We start from the raw sequence: 20241 nt of genomic DNA on the forward strand, positions 1-20241 counted from the left end.
GTGCTCGAGCTCGCGGTCGTCGCGCTACGGTGGCTCCAGTACGCCGGGGCCGTCGTCCTTCTCGGGACGCCGCTATTCCTGCTGTACACCTTCAGGCGCGGCGATGGCGTGGATCTCACCTGGTCGCGCGCGATCCTGATAGGGTCAGGTTTGGTGGTCTTCGCCAGCGCGCTCCTGGCTCTCCTCGCCCAGACGGCGGTCATGGCCGGCTCGCTGGCGGAAGCCATCAAGCCTGCGTCTCTGTCCTTCATGATCACCGGCACGGCCTTGGGTAAGGCCATGGTCGCCCGGGCCGCCCTCGCCCTCGCAGCCGTCGTCGCGGTCCTCGCCATAAAGCCGGGCAAGACGGCTTGGAGCGTCTCGCTAGGCCTTGGGCTCTTCGTGGTCGCGAGCTTCGCCTGGACAGGACACGGCGCGGCGACAGAAGGCTCCGGGGGCCTGGTCCACCTCGCCTCTGACATCGTCCATTCCGTCGGGGCAGCCCTCTGGCTTGGCGCGCTGGTGGCGCTGACGATCCTGCTGCGACGCCGCGCCGGGGTCGACGATGGGGTCCTCCACCGCGCCTTGCATGGGTTCTCGGGCCTTGGCACTCTCGCCGTAGCCCTGCTCGTGGCCACCGGTCTTGCGAACAGCTGGTTCCTCGTCGGACCGGAGCGTTTCGTGAACCTTGGCGACAGCCTTTACGCACAGCTGCTGATCGCCAAGCTGGCGCTCTTCGTGCTGATGCTGAGTCTGGCGGCGGACAACCGTTTCCGCCTCACACCCTCCCTGCGCCGGGAGCTGGAGCACACGGGACAGTCGATCTCGGCGGTTCGACGGCTGCGGCGCAGCATCGTCACGGAGACGACCCTCGGGCTCGTCGTCCTTGCCGTCGTTGCGCTTATGGGCACCCTCCCCCCGCCGGTCGCGACGTGATCCGGGCGAGCAAATGGCCCGCGGAGCCGAGCGCCGCTGCGGTCGCGGCTCCGTTCTTCGAGGCCGGAAGGTTGTCACGTCCGTCCCTCGGGGCGTCCGGGATTCCCGGCAAGCGGACAAATACGGTCTGAACGCCACGCGCTTGCGCACGGAGCCGTTCAGACCCGAGACGCGAACTACCGCGGAGCGCGCGACGACCAGTGAATGTGATGGATGCGCCAGCCGTCGGCATGGCGCTTCAGCACCATGGTTTCCGTTGTCAGACGGTCAACGGCGCGCCCGTTAAACTGACCGGTGGTGCGGCCTTCGCTGGTGATCCACGCCACATCACCGTCCGCCCAGCCCGATCTGCGGCTCACGGTAGCGTCCGAGGCGGCCGCGAAGGCGGCGTCCGACGCAAGATGGTGGGAGGCGTATTCCTCGCGCGAGCGCTCCGCTCCGCCCTCTTCAAAGATCATGACGTCGGGGGCCAGAAGCGACAGGGCGGCAGAGGTGTCGCCGGCCTTGAGCGCGGCATGGAAGGCATCGACGGTCGCGGCCGCGTCCGTCGCTTCCGCGCTGATCGACCCGGCGGTCTGGGCGTGGCCGTGGGAATGGTCCTGCGCGACGGCTGGCGTCACCGTCGAGACGGCGAGAGAGAGGGCGAGAACGAGAGGTTTGGGGGACATGATGGGCTCCGGTTTATAAATCAGGTGAGACAGGGTCAGGTCAGGTCGGCGGATTGTGACGGGCGAACACCCGGGTCGCGCCGGAGCGAAGCACCAGCAGCGTGTCGTAGGGATCCTTGTCTCCCTGCGGTGTGTCCATGCCGGGCGAACCGAGAGGCATGGCCGGCACCGCGAGGCCGAGCGCCGTCGGCCGCTCGGCAAGCAGCCTTATCAAGTCCCCCGCCGGGACATGGCCCTCTACGAAATAGCCATCGATCAATCCGGTGTGGCAGGAGCCCAGGTTGTCCGGAAGTCCCCGACTGCTGCGGACGGACTGCAGGCTCGGCAGAACGGTGATGGTGGTGGTGAAGCCGGCCTGCCGCATGTGCGTGATCCAGGCGTCGCAGCACGCACAGGTCGGCGTCTTGAAGACCGTGAGGTTTCTCGTCGACCGGCTCTGGGCGCAGGCCGTTCCGGTCAGGGCGACGCTGACGGCGGCGCCGAGAAAAAGCCTTCGGTGGAGCTGGGAGGTGGTCAAAAGGGCTCTCCTTGATCGCTGTGAATGGTGCGTCTGGCTTCGGCATCCGGCGTCCGGCCGACGGTCCGCCGTCTCAGCCAACTCCGGCTCGGTCGCTCGACCAGACCATAGATGGCGGCCGCCGCGGCGAGGGTGACCGCCAGCATGGCCGCCAGTTCAAGAAGACCCATCCGATAGTCGCCCGGCCAGCCCCCGAGAGTCTGGGCGGCATTGCGCCACACCATCAGGATCGGAATATGGACGAGGTAGAGGGCGAACGAGGCCTCACCGGCGAAGATTGTGATCGGGTGCGACAGGAAGGTCCTGACACCTGCCTTGGCGAGCAGCGCCAGGGCGAGAACGAAGGGTCCCGCCGCAGCGACGATAAGGCGATCGTCGGCGCCGATCTGCATGGCGAGCAAGAGCGCCACGGTGGCTCCGACGGCGCCCGCGATGGCTGTCCGCGGGGACGGCGCCCAGCGCGCTCCGAGATAGTAGAGGCCAATCCCGAGCAGGAACTCCGGAACAATGCGCAAGACGCCCATATTGTCTTCCGCGCGGGGCAGTACCGAGCCGAACCACTGCCGGTAGATCGCGTCCAGCAGGATGAACAGGCCAGTCGCCGCCGCCACGAGCATCCATGGCCTGTGTCGAAATCGCAGGGCGACCGCAGCGTAGGCCGGAAAGGCGAGATAGACGGCCCACTCGGCCGACAGCGACCAGGCGGGACCGTTCCACAGAACCATCCCGTCTCGCGGGAACCACGCCTGAATCAGAAAGAAGGTGGTCAGGAAATCCGCAGCGTTGAACCGCCCGGGCTCCAGGCCGACGTCCAGAAGCGGCGCGACGAGCACGAGCGCCAGCATCGCCACCAGAATGAACAGGTGCGCCGGGTAGATGCGGGCGAACCGCGCCGCGAGGAACCGCCTGTAGTTCACCGGCCGATCACCCTGCAGGTAAACATGGGTGAGGATGAAGCCCGACAGGATGAAGAAGATGTCGACCGCGAGACGAGCCCGGTTCAACAGTCCGGCCGCGCCCTCGGGCAGCGTCCATTGCAACTGGTAGTGAAACAGGACCACGCCGAGCGCGAGGAAGAACCGCACCCCCGTCAGCGGATCGAGCCGGTCCGGGAACGGACCCGCGGCCGGATCTGACCTCTCGCTCACATCGCCTCCCCCGACACGAGCGGGTCCTCCCGGTCGTTCTCTGGTATCTACGCGGCGGGCCGCTCTCCCCCTCGTGAGGGGCTGGGCGGTTCGGCGCGTATGGCAAAGGGGGCGTGACGCAGGTGCGTAATGACTGAAGAGATCGAGCGACTGATCGGGGCTGCGGCGCCTGGCGATACGGGGCGGTTGGAGGGTCTGGAAGAGGCTGTCTGGGCACGGATCGCCGTGCGCAGGGATTCGGCGTCGATGGGCCAGGTTCGGGTCGCCGCCGTAGGGCTCGCCCTCGTGCTCGGCGTGGCCAACGGTGGATTGCTGCTCCTGGCGTCGCCCAGGCCAGAGCCCTCTGAGTTGCGCATCTTTACAGTCTCCGCGGGCCTGTCGCCTCTCGATCCCCTGGATGTCCGGGGATGAGAGCGCGCTGGAAATCCGTCACCCTGACAGCCGTGCTGGCGGCGCTCGCCAGCGGTGCGGCGACCTGGGCGAGCGCGACCTTGGTCATGCGAGAGCGTCAGCCACCGAGTCTGCATAGCGTCGTTCACGAGCAGTTGGACCTGAGCGCCGAACAGGATCGTCGTCTGGACGCGATCGAAGCGCGCTTCGCCGCGCGTCGCCCCGCGCTGGAAGCAGAGGTGCGGACCGCCAACCGCGAGCTCGCCGCCGCCATCGCCGCGAGCGATGGAAACACGCCCCAGGTGCAGGCGGCGGTGGATCACTTCCACGCGGCCATGGGCGATCTGCAGAAAGCGACCATCGCACACGTCTTCGAGATGCGGTCGGTGCTCACCCCGGCGCAGGCTGAGGTCTTCGACGCCGCGGTGGTGGACGCCCTGCGTGCCGACGCCGGCTAGGCGCGGCGCGTGGAGGGCGACAGCATTGAAGCGCGTGCAGCTGGCGGGGACAGGGGCGCCTTCAGCGCCTTGATGGCGGCGACCAAGGGCGATCTCTACAGGTTCGTTCGGCGCTATGTCGGCGATGAGGCGGAAGCGCACGACCTGCTCCAGGAAACCTACACGGCCGCGTGGCTCGCGCTGCGGCGGTATGATGCGGCGCGGCCCTTCGATGTCTGGCTCCGGTCGATCGCCCTCAACAAATGCCGGGACTGGAGCCGTCGGCGTGCGGTGCGTCGGGTAGTGCGCGGCGTGATGGGCCTCGACGCCCCTGAAGCGTCGGCGGTTCGGATCGAGACGCCGTCTCCAGAAACCCAACTGGACGATCGCCGCCGGGCCGAGGCGCTTCATCGCGCACTGACCCGCCTGCCTGACGGCCTCAAGGCCCCTCTTCTGCTGGCCACGCTCGAAGGTCGCTCGCACGGCGAGATCGCGGCGATCATGGGCGTCACGACCAAGGCCGTTGAGACGCGGATCGCCCGCGCCCGCAAGCGGCTTGCCGAGGACATGGCCGTTCCCGGGGGCGCTTGACCTCATCGTGTCGCCGGACGGCGAAGGGCGGTTTATTTCGAGGTGTGGCGACCTGCCGCAAGGGCGTTGTCGCCGACGTGCGTATGTCTACCAGAAGCCGACACGCGTCCGAGGAACCCCCCGCCTATGCCCATGCCAAGTCTCGATCGCCGAATGCTTCTCAGGGGCGCCGCCGTAAGCGGCGGGCTGCTTGGCCTGCAGGGCCTTCTGCCGGCCTGGGCGCAGACCGGATCGGCGGGGCTGAGAGCGGACCTGCCGACGCTGAGCGGGCCCAACATCGACCTGATGGTCGGCCACTCGCCTTTCACGGTCGGAGGCCGGACCGGCCATGCCGTGACGATCAACGGGGTGCTTCCGGCGCCCTTGCTGCGCCTGCGCGAGGGACAGAACGTGCGACTGTCCGTGACCAACGGCCTGGATGAGGACACCTCGATCCACTGGCACGGCCTGTTGCTGCCATTCCAGATGGACGGCGTCCCGGGCATCAGCTTCCCGGGCATCAAGCCGCGGGAAACCTTCGTCTATGAGTTCCCGATCAAGCAGTCAGGCACCTTCTGGTACCACAGCCACTCCAATCTCCAGGAGGCGATGGGCCACTACGGTCCGATCGTCATCGATCCGGCGGGCGCCGATCCGGTCGGCTACGACCGCGAGCATGTGCTGGTCCTGTCGGACTGGAGCTTCATGCACCCGCACGAGATCCTGGAGAAGCTGAAGAAGAGCCCCGGCTATTTCAACCAGCAGCGCACCACCCTGGCCGGCCTCATGGACGGCAGCGACCGCATGAGCCTGGAAGAGCGGCGCATGTGGGGTGAGATGCGGATGGACCCGCGCGACATCCTGGACGTCAACGGCTCGACCTACACCTATCTGATCAACGGCCACGGCCCGCAGGAGAATTGGACCGGCCTGTTCCGACCCGGCGAGCGGGTGCGGCTGCGCATCATCAACGCCTCCGCCATGTCGATCTTCAACGTCCGCATCCCTGGCTTGCCGATGACCGTGGTGCAGGCCGACGGCGAGAACGTCCGCCCGGTCGAGACCGACGAGTTCCAGATTTCGGTCGCCGAAACCTACGACGTTATCGTCCGGCCGACCGAAGACCGGGCCTACACCATCGTGTCCGAAGCGATCGACCGGTCAGGCATGGGCCGGGCGACCCTGGCCCCGCGCCTTGGAATGACGGCCGAAGTCCCGCCGCTGCGGGAGGTGCCGAACCTTACCATGCGCGACATGGGCATGGGCGGAATGGACCATGGCGCCATGGGCGGCATGGACCACGGTAGCATGGCCGGGATGGATCATGGTGCGATGGCAGGCATGGACCATGGCGCCCCGGCGCAAGGCGCGACACCGGCGCATGACATGGGCGAAATGTCCATGTCGGGCATGAACATGCGCGATCCCGAGAACGCGCCTCCGGACATGGCGGTCGGCGTCGGCGTCGATGCGATCGCCATGGATCCGGCCAATCGCCTGGGCGAGCGGCCGATCGGTCTCAACAACGTCGACCACCGCGTTCTAGTCTACACCGACCTGGTGTCGCTGCAGCCGAACAAGGACCAGCGCCCGCCGTCGCGGACAATGGAAATACACCTGACCGGCAATATGGAGCGGTTCATGTGGGGCTTCGACGGTCGCAAGTTCAGCGAGCTGGTCGAGCCGATCCGCTTCGAGCGCGACGAGCGGGTGCGCGTGACCTTGGTCAACGACACCATGATGGCCCACCCCATTCACCTGCACGGCCACTTCTTCGAGCTGGTCACCGGTGGCCCCGCCGGACATCAACCCCTGAAGCACACGGTGAACGTCGCGCCCGGCGGCAAGGTGACGTTCGACCTGACCGCCGACGCGCCCGGCGACTGGGCCTTCCACTGCCATATGCTGATGCACATGCACGCGGGCATGTTCAACGTCGTCACGGTCCGCCCCCTGGACGGAGTCGCGTCATGAACCGTTTCGCCGTCGCCCTCGCGCCGCTGATCCTCGCCGCCAGCGCCTTTAGCGCCCAGGCGCAGGACCCACACGCGGGCCATGTCATGCCGGCGACCCCGGCGCCGCGACCCGCGCCTGAACCGGTCGTCCGGCCTCAGACGCCCCCTCCCTCGCCCGCTCAGGACCCGCATGCCGGTCATGTCATGCAGCCCGCGCCAACGCCGCCGGCGCCGGACCCTCATGCCGGTCATCCGATGCCGGCTGATCCCCAGAGCGTCGATCCGCACGCGGGTCACGACATGTCGACCATGGCGCCAACGACGCAGCCCGATCCGCACGCGGGCCACGACATGTCCGCCATGCCCTCCGCTCAAGCCGATCCCCATGCCGGTCACGACATGTCGACCATGAGCAAGGGGCCGCCGGACGTGCCGACCAGCGCCGACAATCCCGGCCGGCCTCCGGAGGATCCGCTCCCCGCCGCCGCCCTCAGCGGTCCCGCGCACGCCGCCGATCTGGTTTTCGGCGCCGAGGCGATGGCCGCCGCCCGTGAGACCTTGGTTCGCGAAAACGGGGACGTCCGCACCACGGCCGTCATCATCGACCGTCTGGAAGCCGGCTTCGGCGATGACGGCGAGTCGTATCTCTGGGACGTCCAGGGCTGGAGCGGCGGAGACATCAATCGCTTCTGGTGGAAGTCCGAAGGCGAAGGCGACTTTGGCGGCGAGCTGGGGCAGGCCGAGGTCCAGGCGCTGTACAGCCGCGCGATCTCGCCGTTCTGGGATATGCAGGCCGGCGTGCGCCAGGATTTCCGGCCCGACGGCGAGGATACGACGCACCTTGTTCTCGGCCTGCAGGGCCTCGCGCCCTACTGGTGGGAGATCGACGCGGCCGCCTTCCTCTCCACCGAAGGCGACCTGACCGCCCGCGTCGAGGCCGAATACGACCAGCGCATCACCCAGCGCCTGATCCTCCAGCCGCGCCTCGAAATCGACGCTTCGGCGAGCGACATTCCGGAGCTGGAGATCGGCTCCGGCTTGTCGTCGATCGAGGCGGGCCTGCGTCTGCGCTACGAGTTCCGCAAGGAGTTCGCCCCCTATGTCGGCGTTGAGTGGAGCCGAGCGCTCGGCGACACCGCCGACTACATCGAAGCCCGAGGCGGCGAGGCTGACGACACCCGTCTCGTCGTCGGCCTCAAGGCCTGGTTCTGACCGAAGGAGACCCCCCATGATCCGCACTCTCGTCCTCACGGCCGCCCTGGCCTTCGCCGGCGCCGCCGCCGCTCAGGATCCTCACGCCGGGCACACGATGCCGGCGCAGGCCGCTGCGCCGCAATCGGGCGTCACCACGGTTCCGGCGAACGGGGCGATGACCCATGGGTCGCCCGAACGCTTCAGCGTCACCTTCCCGCACGCGATGGTCCTGAAGACAGTGACCCTGACCGCCGAGGGACAGGCCCCGGTGGTCGTGAACGCCCCCGCCGCGCCGGCCGCCGCGACCGTCAGCGTGGCTCTTCCCCGGCTCGCCGCGGGAACCTACACGGCCGCCTGGACCGCTGAAGGTCCGGACGGCCACAAGATGTCCGGCTCTGTCAGCTTCATGGTTCACTAGGAGAACGACGATGCGAGTTTCCAACCTGCTGGCCGCCGCCGGCGCGATCCTGGCCCTGAGCGCTGGAGCGGCCCTGGCCGCCGAAGGCTGCGACTGTTGCGAGGACATGGCCGCTGACGCCGCCATGAGCTGCTGCGACAAGATGAAGTCTGACGCTTCGCCGCCCGCCGAACCCGCGCCGCCCGCGCCGGCGCCCTCGGATGCTCCGGCTCCCCAAGGTCACGCCGACCATAACTGACCGGCCGATCTGAACCGCTCCGGCAGGCGCTCCGACTGATCGGAGGTCTGCCCGGAGCGGACAGGCGTCAACTCTCGGTCTTCGCCGCGCTGAGCCGCGCCTCGCTCCCTGGGGCGCCGCCTGCCGCAATCCGGATGAAACGGACGGTCTCGGCCCGCGTCCGCGGTTCAGCGACGAAACCCGCCTCGGCGAAGGCGAGATGCTGGGGCATCGGCGCCCTCGCCGTATCCACGCGCCACCAAACCTCCAGCGACGCCGCCTTGGGCAAAATGCCCCCGGCGATCCGCTCGATGTCCCGAAAGGACAGGTCCACCTCGGCGCTCTTCTGACGTCGGAGAAAGGCTGCGAGCGGCGCGTATTTAGCCATCTGGGTGTCTTGCTCCACTGCTGCCGGGGGTCAAGCCCGGCTGGCGCGCTTGGGCTGGCCGATCTAGACTCGCCGGCGGCGGGTTCCGGGAACGATAGGCGCCGATCAAGAGCCAGGGGACGTGCAAACGTCGGCGGCGATCGGCGGCGAAACGCCGGGCTTCATCACAGAAGTTCCTGGCCCGCCCCCTCCCCTCATCCCGGGTCGATCAGACCTTGCCGGACCGCCGAGGCGACCGCTTCGATCCGGGTCCGGACCCGGAGTTTGGAGCAGGCCTTCTCAAGATAGCTGTCCACGGTGCGGGGCGACAGCGACAGAATGATTCCGATGTCGGAAGAGCTTTTCCCGCGACAGACCCATTGCAGACATTCCTGTTCGCGCGGGCTCAGGGTGACCGCGTGCGATCCACGGCCCGGATCTTCGGATACAGCTTCCATATTACACCACCGGTTGTCCGACTCCCTCCGTACACGGCGGGTTCGCGCCCGGGCAACGTCGATGAATTGCGGGTCGCCCGCAGGTTTCTTGCGGGACGGAAGCCTCCCCGCCGGTTGAACCGCAGACAGGTCGCGACTACAGCGGGGCCGTCGGGCGCCGCGAGATAGGCGCACAGCCGGAGCCGGGGTTCGTCGCTGACGGAGGCGGCGCTGCGCGCTGAAGTAACGGGCCTCGTTCGCAGAGGATTCCAACGCCCGACCCCTCCCGCTTGCGTCGGGATTCCGTTTGATTCATGCTCGCCAGGCCGACCTACGCGTCGGCAGGGGCTTGGAATCCCCTGTGCGATATCTTCTTCGACGACCCACGCGCGGCGTGGCTGTCGCTGACCGGATCACCGTGTCAGGCGTGTGAGCGCCTGCGCCCGGCTGTCCGTTCGCGCCCCGGATTCCAGCCGTCTGAATTGCGGTCGGAGAGGCAGGGTGAGCGAAGCGAAGCCATTGCAAGCGGAGGTCGGCGGCGGCCTGGACGGCCTGTACCGCCGCTACGCTGCGTGGTTGAACCGTCGCCTCCGGGCTCGGATCGGTCCGGACGATGCGGCCGACGTCGTGCAGGAAACCTATATCCGCATCGCGCCCTTCGCCGACGGCGGGATCGCCCATCCCCGCGCCTTCCTGCTCCGGGTCGCCCTCAATCTGGTGCGCGATGACGCCAAACATAGGCGCCGTCGGCCAAGCGACGCCGACCTCCAATCCCCCGAATCCGAAGGCGCGCCCCAGTTCGATCAGGTTCTGCTCGCCCAGATCATACGATCCATGCCGCAACTCTACCGCGACGTCTTCGTCTTGAGCCGCTTTGACGGTATGACGTATCCCGAGATCGCCAAGGAGCTCGAGATCAGCGTCAAGACGGTGGAGTGGCGGATGTCCAAGGCGCTCGACTACTGCGCGCTGCGGCTGGACCTTTAGGCGAAGACTGATGACGACCGAGGCTGACGCCGACATCAGACGCAAGGAGACCGCCGACTGGTTCGCGCGGCTCAACCAGCGCAAGGTCACCACGGCGGACGTGAAGGCGTTCAGCGCCTGGCGACGGGACTCCAGGAACGCCGAGAGTTTCGACCGCATGCAGGCGATGTGGGACGCGAGTCGCACCCTGGCCGACCAACCCGAGATGGCCGCGCTTTCGGCGGACGCCCGGACCCGCGCCGCCTCCCGCCGCAGGGCCCGCCCCCGCCTGCTCGGTGTTCTCGCCCCCGTCGGCGCCGTCGGCGCCGCGATCGCGGCCCTGTCCGTGGGCTGGTGGTTGTGGTCAGCGCAGCAGCCGACCCCCTATCTCACCCAGGTCGGCGAACGCCGCGTCGTTCAACTGGCCGACGGCTCGACGATCACGCTCGACACGGACTCCAGGATCGACGTTCGCCTGACCGGGGGCCGCCGGCTGGTCACCCTCGTCACGGGCCAGGCCCGGTTCGACGTTGAGGGCGACCCGGACCGGCCGTTCGTCGTCAAGGCCGGCGACACCGAGGTTACGGCCTTGGGCACGAGCTTCGACGTCCGGCGCTTCGGGACGGGCGCACGCGTGGTGCTTGTCGAGGGCCGGGTCGATGTGCGCGAGGGCGAACAGGCGGACCGGCGCTGGTCGATGCAGCCGGGACAGCAGCTGGTGACGTCCGTCCCCCGACCCCGGGTGGTCACGACCGATCTACCCGCGGCGACCAGCTGGGCGGCGGGCCGACTGACCTTCCACGAAACGCCGATCGGCGTCGCCGTGGCTGAGGTCAACCGCTACACCCGTCATCCGATCGAACTGCGCGCCGGGGACATTTCCTCCATCCGGGTGAGCGGGGTGTTCGACGCCGGCGACGTCGAGGGTTTCGTGGCGGCGCTGCGCGACCTCTATCCGCTCACCGCCGAACGGGCCGAGGACGGTCATGTGGTGCTTTCGGGCGCATCGAAAAATAATCTGACCCCGGACTTAGGGTAAGGCCCGCGACCGGTCGTCTCCTCCCGGTCCCGCATCAATGCGGATAAGAAACCGGGGGAGACACATGAGACAGGGCTTCACTTCAACGGCGCTCGCGGCGCTTCTGATGGCGTCGGCGACGCCGGTCTGCGCCCAGCAGGCCGAGTCCGCGCGTCGCTTCGACATCCCGGCAGGGCCGCTGGCGCGCACCCTCCCCGCCTTCGCTCGCCAGAGCGGTCAGCAGATCCTCTATCCGAGCGCCCTGGTGGCGGACCGGGCCTCGGCGTCACTTTCGGGCGACTATTCCGTCGAGACGGCGCTGGCGCTGCTCCTGCGCGACACCGGCCTGACCTATCGACGGAGCCGGCCCAATGTGTTCGTCCTCATCGACCCGTCGCAACGCGCCGAGGCCGAACAGCTGGAAGCCGTCCAGCTGGACGAGGTCGTCGTCACGGGCAGCCTGCTGCGCGGGGTGCTCGACGGCCCCTCGCCGGTGGTGGTCGTCAGCCGCGACCAGATTGATCGCGACGGCCACGCGACCGTCGCTCAAGCCCTGGCGGCGCTGCCGCAGAATTTCGCAGGCACCGCCAATGACGCCACCCTCAGCAACGGCGGCGACCGCAGCGGCACCAACGCCAACTACTCCAATGGGGTGAACCTGCGCGGCCTCGGCAGCGACGCGACCCTGGTGTTGGTCAACGGCCGGCGGATCGCCGGGACCGGCTCCAAGGGCGATTTCGCCGACGTCTCGTCGATTCCGACGGCCGCCGTTGAGCGGATCGACGTCCTGCTCGACGGAGCCTCGGCTCTCTACGGCGCCGACGCCGTGGGCGGGGTCATCAATGTGGTCCTGCGTGACGACTACGACGGCGCCGAGACCAGAGCGCGCTACGGCACGGCCGCCGACGGCGCCTTCTCCGATGTCCTGTTCGCCCAGACGATCGGGCGGCGATGGGGCAGCGGCAGTCTTATGGGCGTCTACGAATACCAGGACCGCGAAGCCCTGCCCGCGGCCGAACGCGATCGCGCGGGTGACGCCGATCTGCGCCGCTTCGGCGGATCGGATCGCCGACTGAACTACAGCAACCCCGGCAACATCATGGTGATCGACCCGGCGTCGGGCGCCTATGTCTCCGCCTTCGCCATCCCGGGCGGTCAGGACGGGACCAACCTGGCTCCGGGCGATTTCCTGCCGGGGCAGGAGAACCGCACCAATCAGCGGTTCGGCATGAACGTCTTTCCGCGGCAGACCCGCCATATCGCCTATCTGGCGGGACGGCAGGATCTCGGCGGCCGGCTGACCCTGTCCGGCGACGCGCGCTGGGCCCGGCGCGACTATGAGACCCGATCGTCGCCGATCGCCACGCTGCTGACCGTCAACCGCAATAACCCCTTCTTCGAATCCCCGACGGGCGCGAATTCGCACCTGATCGCCTATTCCTTCGCCGGTCAGACGCCCAACCCGGTGCAATCCGGGGAGGTCGAGACCCTGTCCGCGACGATCGGCGCCGATCTCGACCTGGGCGGCTCGTGGCGGTTGTCGAGCTATCTCGCCTACGGCGCGGAAGAAGCCGGCTTCGGGTCGTCGGGCACGCTGCAATCGACCTATCTGCGCGAGGCGCTGGGCGCCTTGGCGGACAATCCGGCCACGGGCTACAGCGCCGCCAGGGACGGCTTTCTCAATCCGTTCGGGGCGGGGAACGTCAATCCGCAGGCCGCGCTGGACTTCATCACGGGCGGCTGGACCCATCTGTGGAGCGAGAGCCGCATCACCACGGCGAACGTGATGCTGGACGGCGACCTGTTGGAGCTGCCCGGCGGCCCGTTGAAACTCGCGGTCGGGGCGGCGCTCCGGCGCGAGAATTTCGACCGCAAGGTGGACAGTTTCACCTCCGGCATCGCGCCCGTCCTGGGCGCGCTGAACGCCAGCGAGCGCGACGTGGCGGCGGTCTATGCGGAGGCGCGGATTCCCCTGTTCGGGGCCGGCAACAGCCGTCCGGGACTGGAACGGCTCGAACTGTCGCTGGCGGCCCGGTTCGAGGACTATGGCGATGTCGGTCAGACGACGAGCCCCAAGGTCGGTCTGGTCTGGGAACCCATGGCGGGCGTGCGCCTGCGGGCCAACTACGGCCGGTCCTTCCGGGCGCCGGCCCTGCGCGAGGTGAATGACGCGGCGACGGCCAGTCCCTCGATCCTGCCCCGCGGACCCAACCAGATCCTGACCATGATCCTGTATGGCGGCAATCCGGATCTGGAGCCCGAAACCGCCGACACCTGGACGGTTGGGGGCGATTTAGAGCCCGCCTCGGTTCAGGGTCTCCGGATCAGCGTCAACGCCTTCCGCACGGATTTCGAGAACCGGATCGGCCAACCGGCTCTGGAGAACATCCTCACCGCGCTGAGCGACACCACCCTGAGCCCGTTCGTTCGGATCATCGATCCGGCCACCAACGCCCAGGATCGCGCCGACATGCAGGCGATCCTCGATTTGCCGACCACCAACCTGCGTGACCTGTTCCCGGCCACCGATTACGGCGCCATCGTCGACGCCCGCTACGTCAACACCGCCAGCGTCCAGGTCCAGGGCGCCGACCTCACGGTCGCCTACGCCTTCGCGGTCGGCCCTGACGCCTTCGATCTGACCAGCAGCCTGACCTGGCTGGAGCGCTTCGACGCCCGGGCCACGCCCACCTCCCCCGTGGTCTCCCAGCTGGATCGACCGAACTATCCCGTGGGCCTGCGGGGTCGCACCCATCTCAGCTGGACGAGGGGCCCGCTCACCCTCGGCGGAGCGGTGGATCATGTCTCCGACTACGCCGACACCTCCGGGCGTCGCATCGGCTCCTGGACCACGGCCGATCTTCAGGTGCGCTATGCGCCGGAGACGGGTCCGATCGCCGGGACGGCCGTCGCCCTGACGATCCAGAACCTCTTTGACCGTGATCCGCCCTTCTACGACGCGCCCGAAGGCGTGGCCTATGACGCGGCGAACTCGGACGTCATCGGCCGCTACGTCTCGCTCCAGCTGACCCGGAGCTGGTGATGCACCGCACAGTTCTGATGCTCGGCCTTGCGGCCGGGCTCGCCTTCGCTTGTCCCGCGCTCGCCCAGTCCTCCGGCCCTTTCACCATCGACGCCCTGCTGCGTCAGGAGAGTCTCGGCGATGCGCGCGTCAGTCCGGACGGCCGCTGGATCGCGCTGGAACGCCGGGCGCGCTACGACCGCGCGCCCTCCTACAAGCTGTCCAGGGACACCGACCGCCTCCTCAGCGCCGTCCAGATCGTGGACGCGCGCTCTGGCGAGGTCGTCCGCACCCTGGAGACCCCGGACCATTCCGCCGGCTATACGGCTGGACGGTTCTCGCCCGACGGTCGCCGGCTGATCGTCTACGAGCTGACGCCGGACAGCTGGCGGCTGGGCGTCCTGTCGCTCGAGACCGGCGCGGTCCGTTGGACCGCGCTCGCGCCGGAAGACCCGCGGCTCGGGCTGACGGCGCTCTGGCGAACCGTCGACGAACTGCTCGTCGTCGTGCAGCCGGGCGGACAGCTGCCCGAGATCGCCCGCACCGGCTTCCAGGCCCAGGACCGTATCGCGACGCTCTGGGCGGCGACAGCGTCCGGCCGATCCGTCGGCGGCACCTTCATTCCGAGCGGCTCGGCCCGCGACACCCGCGAACATCGCCCACCGTTGTCGCTCCTCCGCCTGGATGTGCGTAGCGGCGCGCAGACGCCGCTCGCCGCGGGTGCGATCTTCGATCTCGCCCTGTCGCCGGACGGCGCCCGTATCGCCGTGCTGGAGGACCGCGAGGATCTGCAGCCCGATCCCGATCGCCCGGTCCTGGTCGGCGACCCGATCCGCCGACGCGCCCTGCGCCTGATCGACATCGACACCGGCGCCGAAACCCGGATCGACCCCGCTCTCGATTACGGCCCCTATCTGATGGCGTGGAGCCCCGACAGCCGTCGGCTTCTCGCCTTCGCGCGCCACGTGGGCCAAGCCGGCTTCGAGCGGTCCGGCGCCTATGTCGCGATCGGGCTGGACGGCTTGGTCTCCAGGTTCGCGGACAAGCCGGCGACGGAGCGAAGCCCGTGGGACGAACCGGTGGCGCTGGGCGGCTGGCTCGGCGACACGCCCGTGCTCCGGGTCCTGGATGACGCCGGCGTCGCCCAATGGCGCGTGCCGGGCGGTCTCGCGCCGATCCCGGCCCAGACGGGCGATCGGCTCGTCGACTGGAACGGCGAGACCCGTATCGAGCGCGGCGACCGGCTTCTGTCCCTGAACGGAGGCCCGGACGTCGCCGGCCGGATCAGCGACCTCGGCGAGGCTCGCGACGCCGGCTTCCGCGCCGCCTATGTGCGCGAGGCGACCCCCGGCCGCACCCTGATCAGCGACGGCTGCGCCAAGGCCGCGATCGACGCGGCGCCGGTCTGCGTCTCGCCGCTGGAACCGGATGAAACCCGCGTCGCCTCCAGCCCTGACGGCGCCTTCGTCGTCGCCCGTCAGGACTCCGCCGACGGATCCGCCCGTTTCCGGCTCCATCGCGCCGACGCCGGCCTGACCCTGGCGGAGATCAACCTCGATCGCGCGACCTTCGACTGGGGCGAAATCATCGAAGTTGCGCACACCGGTCCTGCCGGCCAGGCGCTGAAGAGCTGGCTGCTCCTGCCGCCGGGATTGGCGGAAGGGGTCAAGGCGCCGCTGGTCGTCGAGGTCTACCCCGGCCGCGTCTCGTCGCGTCCGCCGTCACCGCTCACGCGCCGCTCCGCCATGCTCCAGAACAATCCGGCGGTCATCGCCGGGGGCGGCTATGCGGTTCTCTATGTCAGCCTGCCGAACCCGCCGGATGGGCGCTGGTCCGGCGCGGCCCTTGCCGCGCAGATCGACGCCATCGCCGATGCGGCCGGCGCCACTGGCCGGGTCCGGGCCGACCGCTACGCCCTGCTCGGTCACAGCTACGGGGCCTTCAATGTGCTCAACGCGGCGCCCCACAGCGACCGGGTCGCGGCGTTGATCGCCTCCAACGGCTACGCCGACCTGATCAGCGCCTTCGAACTGCCGCCCTTCTTCCGCTCCGCACCCGACGAGGGCGTGCCCATCGGCCAGCTGTCCGGCTGGGCGGAGACAGGCCAGGCGGCGATCGGCGCCTTCCCGGCGGACGCCGCCCGCTATGTCGAGATGAGCCCGCTGTTCTCGGCGGCGGACCTGCGGGCGCCGGCCCTGCTGATCGAAAGCGATCTGGAGCGGCCGCGCATGGGCAAGTTGTTCGGCGTCCTCTACCGACTAAACCGGGACGCGGCTCTGCTGACCTACTATGGCGAGGGCCATGTGCTCGCCAGCCCCGGCAACCTGCGCGACCTACACGCCCACATCCTCGACTGGCTGGCGCGCTACCTCGGTCCGGCGACGCGCGATCCGACCCTCCCAGTGGCGCGCCCAGGCCTCCAGGACGGCGGCCAGCAACGGGGCGTTGGCGCCCTCGCGCCAGAGCAGGCGGGCCGGGTCGAGATCAACCTCGAGCGTCGCCCGGTCGAGGACGCCCTGGGCCGCTAGTCGTCCCTCCAGGAGGAAGGCGGCGAGCGCCGGCGCGCTGTCCCGTACGACCTGGCCGTAGAAGTGGCTCAGATCGCCCTTGTCCCGCCGTTCGGCGATCAAGGGCGGCAGGCGCTCCGAGAAGGCCAGGCGGGCCAGGCCCCGGTCCCGTTCGCCCAGGGTCAGCCGGTCGGACGGCACGCCGAGGCAGTGTTCGACGACCGGCTGACTGAGGAAGGGATTGAGCAGCGGGGCCTGGCGCGCCCTCAGACAGTCCGTCCAGAACAGCTGACAGTTCACGAACCGCTCCAGCTGCCCCCGCTTGGCGGGCGCAAGCTCGGCCGCGTCGTCGAGCCACCGGTGACGCGGCCCCGATCCGGTCTGCGTCCGGCCGCGCACCGCCAGTCGGCCGACGGTCCAGGCGGAGTGGCGGGTCCAGCGGCCCACCGCCGCCAGATAGGCCGGATTGAGGGCGCGCAAGCCCTGGCGGCGGAACCGGTCGGCGGCGACGAGGGGATCCGGGGCCTGGAAGAAGACGCTGTCGCCACCCTGTCCCGTCAACAGGCCGTCGGCGCCCAGCGCCGCCAGTCGGCCCGCGGCGTGCCGATCATAGGCCGGGTCCACCCCTTGGAGGGCGGGACGGAGTCCGGAGGCCAGAGTGGTGAAGTCCGCGTCGGAGATCGCCTCGACCGGCTTGCGAACGGTCTCGAGCGGAACGCCGCTCAGCGCCGCGGCCGCCTCCGCGTAACGACGCTCGTCGCCTTCGGCGTCGTCGCCATAGTAGTTGATGAAGACCGCGCGCTCGGCGTGCCCCGTCGCCCTCAGGCTTCCCGCCACGATGGCCGAGTCCAGTCCCCCGGAGAGTTCGGAGACCACCCGGCGACGCGAGCGCATGGTGCGGTCGATGGTGCGATCGACGACCCGCACGAGAGCGTCCGGGGCGTCGTCGGCGCCCCGACGGACGAAGTCGGCCGGCCGCCACAGGGGTTCGTCGGGAAGGTCTTGGTCCGGCCGGCTCCAGCAACCGGCGCCGACCGGCGTCAAACCTTGGAGGGGCAATCCGTCGGTCAGAAGCGAAGGCGTCGCCAGAAGGGCGCCCAGTTGTGGCCAGTCGATCGCGAGCGTGTCCGGCAAGACGGCGTCGAGCGCCGGCGGAGGACAGTCGGTCACCAAGGTGACGGGACCTCGCCGCCACCACACCACATCCACCGCTCCGGTCGGATCCCGCACCAGGTTCAGGTGGCCGTCGCGATCTCGCCAGACCATCAGATAGGCGCCCCAGCCTTCGCTCATGAGGCCCGCGCCGAGCGGGCGTCCTTCGGGGAAGCGGCCTGCGATCGCGGAAGGATGCGCGCCCTCCCCGCGCCATTCCCCGATCAGGGCATGGGCGCGATGAACCTGCGCGACGGGCCATGGGAAACGCGGTCCGGTCAGAATCCTCAGACCGAAGCCGTCGAGCCGCAGGGTCCAGCCGCTCCGCAGTAGCGCCGCCAGGGCCGCCTCGACGGCGGGATCGCGGGCGTCCGCGGCGTCGGCGACGAGGAGATAGCCGGCGTCGCCGCTCATCGCACCATGATCGGCGTGTAGGCCACGAGCCGCTCCACATCATCGTTGAGACAGACCTCGCCGACCTGCACCCAGCAATGGGCGGTGAACGGACACAGGCGCACGCCGAACACCCAGTCGGCCCGAAGCCCCTGACGCCGGAGAAAACGGACCAGCAGCGCCGACCGGACGAGGCATTCCCCCTCGATCGGCAAATAGGCCATCAGGGTCCAGAACCGCCGACCGGCCTCGATCGCGGCCATAGGGTCGTCACGAGGCTCGGCGCCGCCCAGACTGACATAAGGCGACAGGCCGGCCCCGCGCCGGGCGGCCCGCACCTCGTGCATCGCGCAGAGCCCCGGGATCAGGTCCCGCATCAGGTCCAGACGCCCTCCGGCGTGGATCACGGAACGCACCGGGCGAGCCGGCGGAACCCGGGGCTTCGGCGAAGGCTCCGCTCCGATCAACCCCGCCGCGATCAGGGCCGAGACGGGGCCGTTCATCCGGACGAGACCGCCTCCCGCGAGCCGCCGGCACAGGGCGGCGCCGTCCGGCAGGCAATGATAACCGTCGCCGCGCACGTCGAGCAGGACGGCGTCACCACCGACGCAGGCGTGGTGAACGTCCGGCGCGAAATACAGGCGCACGGCAGGGGCGGCGGCGTCGCCGCCGTCGCCCCCCGTCGGAGCCGTCGCGCTCAGGCGGTCCAACGCTCGACCGGGATCAGCTCGCGATTGCCGCTGGGCTGGTCCGCCCGCGTCTGCTCCGCGGCCCCGCCGATGCGGGCGACCGAGGGATCGACGTAGGTGTAGATCGGGTTGAGTTCCCGATTGTGCCCCGGGCCGTCGGCGCGGGTCTGCTCCATCGCGGAACCGAGCCCGACGATCTGGGTCGTGGACGCGTCGTCGTAGAAATAGAGCGGGATCAGCTCCATCTTTTCGACGCCGCCGCCGGCGCGGGTCAGTGCGCTGGCGCAGCCGAGCCCGATCAGGCCCGGAAGGGGATTGGTCTTCATGTCGTAGCCTCCTTGAACGGGGCCAAACGCCCCGCACCCTAAGCCAGCGCCCGCGAGGCTCTATATTCAAACTATATCTGTCCTATACTTTCGACAGATTGTCGCATGACTGCCACGACGGCGGTGGCGAGCGCCGATCTCTCTCGATGATGCAGATCGACCTCGCGCCGCAACGCGACGAGCGCGCCGTCCGCGACGTGGCGTTCGACACCGACGATCCAGGCCAGGTCCGGCGGCGCCAATTCGGCCGAGACGATCCGAATGGGTCGAAGCCGCAGCGTCAGGCGCCAATGGGTTTGCGCCAAGACCGCCCGCCCCGGCGACCGGACCAAGGCGGCGTAGAAGCGCTCCTCGCTCCTCTCGCCGACGCTCTGGAGCGCCACAGTCGTTCCGGCGGCGTCAAGAAGGTCGATCGCCAAATGCACCAGCCGCCGGTGGATTTCGTAGAGATCAACGATGTCGTCGGCGCTGGGACTGGGGGCGTAGTAGCCACGCCCGGGGCGATGTTCGATCAGACCTTCGCCGGCGAGCCGGGCCAGGGCCTCGCGCACGGGCGTCTGGGACAGTTCCAGTTCGGCGGCCAAGGCGGTGGCGACCAACGGCTCTCCCCAGCCGAAGCGGCCTGATCCGGCGAACGCCGCCAAGGCGGTCAGGGCGTCGTTATAGGGGTCTCGCGATCGCATCACGACCAACCCCCAGCGAGGGCGCTCAAGCCGCGACCCACGCCGAGTTCGGGTTGCGATGAGAATGCGACCATGTAATCGGCGACTTCCGCAAAGATTTCGCGTGCGACCCGCAGATATTTTGCGCAAATACACAAGGTTTATAAACCCGTTTGTTTCCCACCTTTCATTTGATGCACGGTTGCTTCATTTTTCAACCAGTAGGGGTGCGGTGCGCGCGAGTCGCGGTGCTCGGAAACGGAGTTAGAGCGA

Annotated in this window: 20 protein-coding genes and 1 pseudogene; 12 read left to right on the forward strand and 9 right to left on the reverse strand. The window is 68.9% G+C overall.

Annotation, left to right across the window (positions count from 1 at the left end):
- Nucleotides 1-915 carry a copper homeostasis membrane protein CopD gene (gene copD / locus PKE72_RS03430; RefSeq protein WP_271164061.1) on the forward strand — a complete coding sequence of 305 codons (915 nt, stop codon included), beginning with the start codon at nt 1-3 and terminating at the stop codon, nt 913-915.
- 176 nt (nt 916-1091) lie between these two features.
- Here copD and PKE72_RS03435 read toward each other — a convergent pair whose 3' ends face one another.
- From PKE72_RS03435 to PKE72_RS03445, 3 genes are read right to left on the reverse strand one after another with little or no spacing between them, the layout of a single operon-like run.
- A complete protein-coding gene (locus PKE72_RS03435) occupies nt 1092-1583 on the reverse strand; it encodes a YybH family protein (protein WP_055808273.1) in 492 nt (163 codons plus the stop codon).
- Between the two features lie 40 nt (nt 1584-1623).
- The gene (locus tag PKE72_RS03440; RefSeq protein WP_055808271.1) at nt 1624-2100 is read right to left on the reverse strand and encodes a DUF411 domain-containing protein; all 477 of its coding nucleotides are present in this window, start codon (nt 2098-2100) and stop codon (nt 1624-1626) included.
- Nucleotides 2097-3248 carry an acyltransferase family protein gene (locus PKE72_RS03445; protein WP_200932939.1) on the reverse strand — a complete coding sequence of 384 codons (1152 nt, stop codon included), beginning with the start codon at nt 3246-3248 and terminating at the stop codon, nt 2097-2099. Before PKE72_RS03445 ends, PKE72_RS03440 begins: the two co-directional genes overlap by 4 nt.
- A 129-nt stretch (nt 3249-3377) precedes the next feature.
- On the opposite strand from PKE72_RS03445, the gene PKE72_RS03450 reads away from it, so the two are divergent.
- From PKE72_RS03450 to PKE72_RS03480, 7 genes are all read left to right on the forward strand, one after another.
- Complete coding sequence (locus PKE72_RS03450; protein ID WP_055808267.1) at nt 3378-3659, forward strand: hypothetical protein; 282 nt, start codon at nt 3378-3380, stop codon at nt 3657-3659.
- Nucleotides 3656-4096 carry a Spy/CpxP family protein refolding chaperone gene (locus PKE72_RS03455; RefSeq protein ID WP_055808265.1) on the forward strand — a complete coding sequence of 147 codons (441 nt, stop codon included), beginning with the start codon at nt 3656-3658 and terminating at the stop codon, nt 4094-4096. Before PKE72_RS03450 ends, PKE72_RS03455 begins: the two co-directional genes overlap by 4 nt.
- Before the next feature lie 9 nt (nt 4097-4105).
- Nucleotides 4106-4666: an RNA polymerase sigma factor gene (locus PKE72_RS03460; protein ID WP_055808263.1), complete on the forward strand. Its 561-nt coding sequence runs from the start codon at nt 4106-4108 to the stop codon at nt 4664-4666.
- Nucleotides 4667-4792: 126 nt separating this feature from the next.
- Complete coding sequence (locus PKE72_RS03465; protein WP_055808261.1) at nt 4793-6619, forward strand: copper resistance system multicopper oxidase; 1827 nt, start codon at nt 4793-4795, stop codon at nt 6617-6619.
- Nucleotides 6616-7812: a copper resistance protein B gene (locus PKE72_RS03470; RefSeq protein WP_055808258.1), complete on the forward strand. Its 1197-nt coding sequence runs from the start codon at nt 6616-6618 to the stop codon at nt 7810-7812. Before PKE72_RS03465 ends, PKE72_RS03470 begins: the two co-directional genes overlap by 4 nt.
- 16 nt (nt 7813-7828) lie before the next feature.
- Nucleotides 7829-8212: a copper resistance CopC family protein gene (locus tag PKE72_RS03475; RefSeq protein WP_055808256.1), complete on the forward strand. Its 384-nt coding sequence runs from the start codon at nt 7829-7831 to the stop codon at nt 8210-8212.
- 10 nt (nt 8213-8222) lie between these two features.
- Nucleotides 8223-8450, forward strand: a complete 228-nt coding sequence (locus tag PKE72_RS03480; protein WP_055808254.1) for a hypothetical protein — start codon at nt 8223-8225, stop codon at nt 8448-8450.
- 67 nt (nt 8451-8517) lie between these two features.
- On the opposite strand, the gene PKE72_RS03485 is transcribed toward PKE72_RS03480, so the two are convergent.
- Nucleotides 8518-8817, reverse strand: a complete 300-nt coding sequence (locus PKE72_RS03485) for a DUF7662 domain-containing protein (RefSeq protein WP_055808488.1) — start codon at nt 8815-8817, stop codon at nt 8518-8520.
- A gap of 194 nt (nt 8818-9011) precedes the next feature.
- Nucleotides 9012-9254, reverse strand: a complete 243-nt coding sequence (locus tag PKE72_RS03490; protein ID WP_082503529.1) for a response regulator transcription factor — start codon at nt 9252-9254, stop codon at nt 9012-9014.
- Between the two features lie 480 nt (nt 9255-9734).
- On the opposite strand from PKE72_RS03490, the gene PKE72_RS03495 reads away from it, so the two are divergent.
- The 4 genes from PKE72_RS03495 (at nt 9735) to PKE72_RS03510 (ending at nt 16767) form a co-directional block, all read left to right on the forward strand.
- Complete coding sequence (locus tag PKE72_RS03495) at nt 9735-10220, forward strand: RNA polymerase sigma factor (protein WP_055808252.1); 486 nt, start codon at nt 9735-9737, stop codon at nt 10218-10220.
- 10 nt (nt 10221-10230) lie between these two features.
- Nucleotides 10231-11238, forward strand: a complete 1008-nt coding sequence (locus tag PKE72_RS03500) for a FecR family protein (protein ID WP_055808249.1) — start codon at nt 10231-10233, stop codon at nt 11236-11238.
- A 64-nt stretch (nt 11239-11302) separates the two neighbouring features.
- Nucleotides 11303-14260: a TonB-dependent receptor gene (locus tag PKE72_RS03505; protein ID WP_271164062.1), complete on the forward strand. Its 2958-nt coding sequence runs from the start codon at nt 11303-11305 to the stop codon at nt 14258-14260.
- Complete coding sequence (locus PKE72_RS03510) at nt 14260-16767, forward strand: prolyl oligopeptidase family serine peptidase (RefSeq protein WP_271164063.1); 2508 nt, start codon at nt 14260-14262, stop codon at nt 16765-16767. Before PKE72_RS03505 ends, PKE72_RS03510 begins: the two co-directional genes overlap by 1 nt.
- On the opposite strand, the pseudogene PKE72_RS17470 reads toward PKE72_RS03510, so the two are convergent.
- The 4 genes and pseudogenes from PKE72_RS17470 to PKE72_RS03530 form a co-directional block, all read right to left on the reverse strand.
- A pseudogene (locus tag PKE72_RS17470) lies at nt 16768-18312 on the reverse strand (asparagine synthase-related protein); the annotation flags it as partial.
- The gene (locus PKE72_RS03520) at nt 18309-19001 is read right to left on the reverse strand and encodes a lasso peptide biosynthesis B2 protein (RefSeq protein ID WP_055808242.1); all 693 of its coding nucleotides are present in this window, start codon (nt 18999-19001) and stop codon (nt 18309-18311) included. The pseudogene PKE72_RS17470 and the gene PKE72_RS03520, both read right to left, overlap by 4 nt.
- The gene (locus tag PKE72_RS03525; RefSeq protein ID WP_055808240.1) at nt 18989-19306 is read right to left on the reverse strand and encodes a hypothetical protein; all 318 of its coding nucleotides are present in this window, start codon (nt 19304-19306) and stop codon (nt 18989-18991) included. Before PKE72_RS03525 ends, PKE72_RS03520 begins: the two co-directional genes overlap by 13 nt.
- Before the next feature lie 71 nt (nt 19307-19377).
- Nucleotides 19378-19989, reverse strand: coding sequence for a GntR family transcriptional regulator (locus tag PKE72_RS03530; protein WP_055808237.1), 612 nt, complete (start codon nt 19987-19989; stop codon nt 19378-19380).
- Nucleotides 19990-20241: the final 252 nt, after the last annotated feature.

This window comes from Brevundimonas intermedia (genome assembly GCF_027922165.1).
GTDB classification, from domain to species: domain Bacteria; phylum Pseudomonadota; class Alphaproteobacteria; order Caulobacterales; family Caulobacteraceae; genus Brevundimonas; species Brevundimonas intermedia.

Excerpts from the sequence above, each read along its gene's own strand:
- PKE72_RS03435 (WP_055808273.1), bottom strand. The coding sequence starts at position 1,583 with ATGTCCCCCAAACCTCTCGTTCTCGCCCTCTCTCTCGCCGTCTCGACG.
- PKE72_RS03450 (WP_055808267.1), top strand. The coding sequence starts at position 3,378 with ATGACTGAAGAGATCGAGCGACTGATCGGGGCTGCGGCGCCTGGCGAT.
- PKE72_RS03455 (WP_055808265.1), top strand. The coding sequence starts at position 3,656 with ATGAGAGCGCGCTGGAAATCCGTCACCCTGACAGCCGTGCTGGCGGCG.
- PKE72_RS03465 (WP_055808261.1), top strand. The coding sequence starts at position 4,793 with ATGCCCATGCCAAGTCTCGATCGCCGAATGCTTCTCAGGGGCGCCGCC.
- PKE72_RS03470 (WP_055808258.1), top strand. The coding sequence starts at position 6,616 with ATGAACCGTTTCGCCGTCGCCCTCGCGCCGCTGATCCTCGCCGCCAGC.
- PKE72_RS03475 (WP_055808256.1), top strand. The coding sequence starts at position 7,829 with ATGATCCGCACTCTCGTCCTCACGGCCGCCCTGGCCTTCGCCGGCGCC.
- PKE72_RS03480 (WP_055808254.1), top strand. The coding sequence starts at position 8,223 with ATGCGAGTTTCCAACCTGCTGGCCGCCGCCGGCGCGATCCTGGCCCTG.
- PKE72_RS03485 (WP_055808488.1), bottom strand. The coding sequence starts at position 8,817 with ATGGCTAAATACGCGCCGCTCGCAGCCTTTCTCCGACGTCAGAAGAGC.
- PKE72_RS03490 (WP_082503529.1), bottom strand. The coding sequence starts at position 9,254 with ATGGAAGCTGTATCCGAAGATCCGGGCCGTGGATCGCACGCGGTCACC.
- PKE72_RS03500 (WP_055808249.1), top strand. The coding sequence starts at position 10,231 with ATGACGACCGAGGCTGACGCCGACATCAGACGCAAGGAGACCGCCGAC.
- PKE72_RS03505 (WP_271164062.1), top strand. The coding sequence starts at position 11,303 with ATGAGACAGGGCTTCACTTCAACGGCGCTCGCGGCGCTTCTGATGGCG.
- PKE72_RS03510 (WP_271164063.1), top strand. The coding sequence starts at position 14,260 with ATGCACCGCACAGTTCTGATGCTCGGCCTTGCGGCCGGGCTCGCCTTC.
- PKE72_RS03525 (WP_055808240.1), bottom strand. The coding sequence starts at position 19,306 with ATGAAGACCAATCCCCTTCCGGGCCTGATCGGGCTCGGCTGCGCCAGC.
- PKE72_RS03530 (WP_055808237.1), bottom strand. The coding sequence starts at position 19,989 with ATGCGATCGCGAGACCCCTATAACGACGCCCTGACCGCCTTGGCGGCG.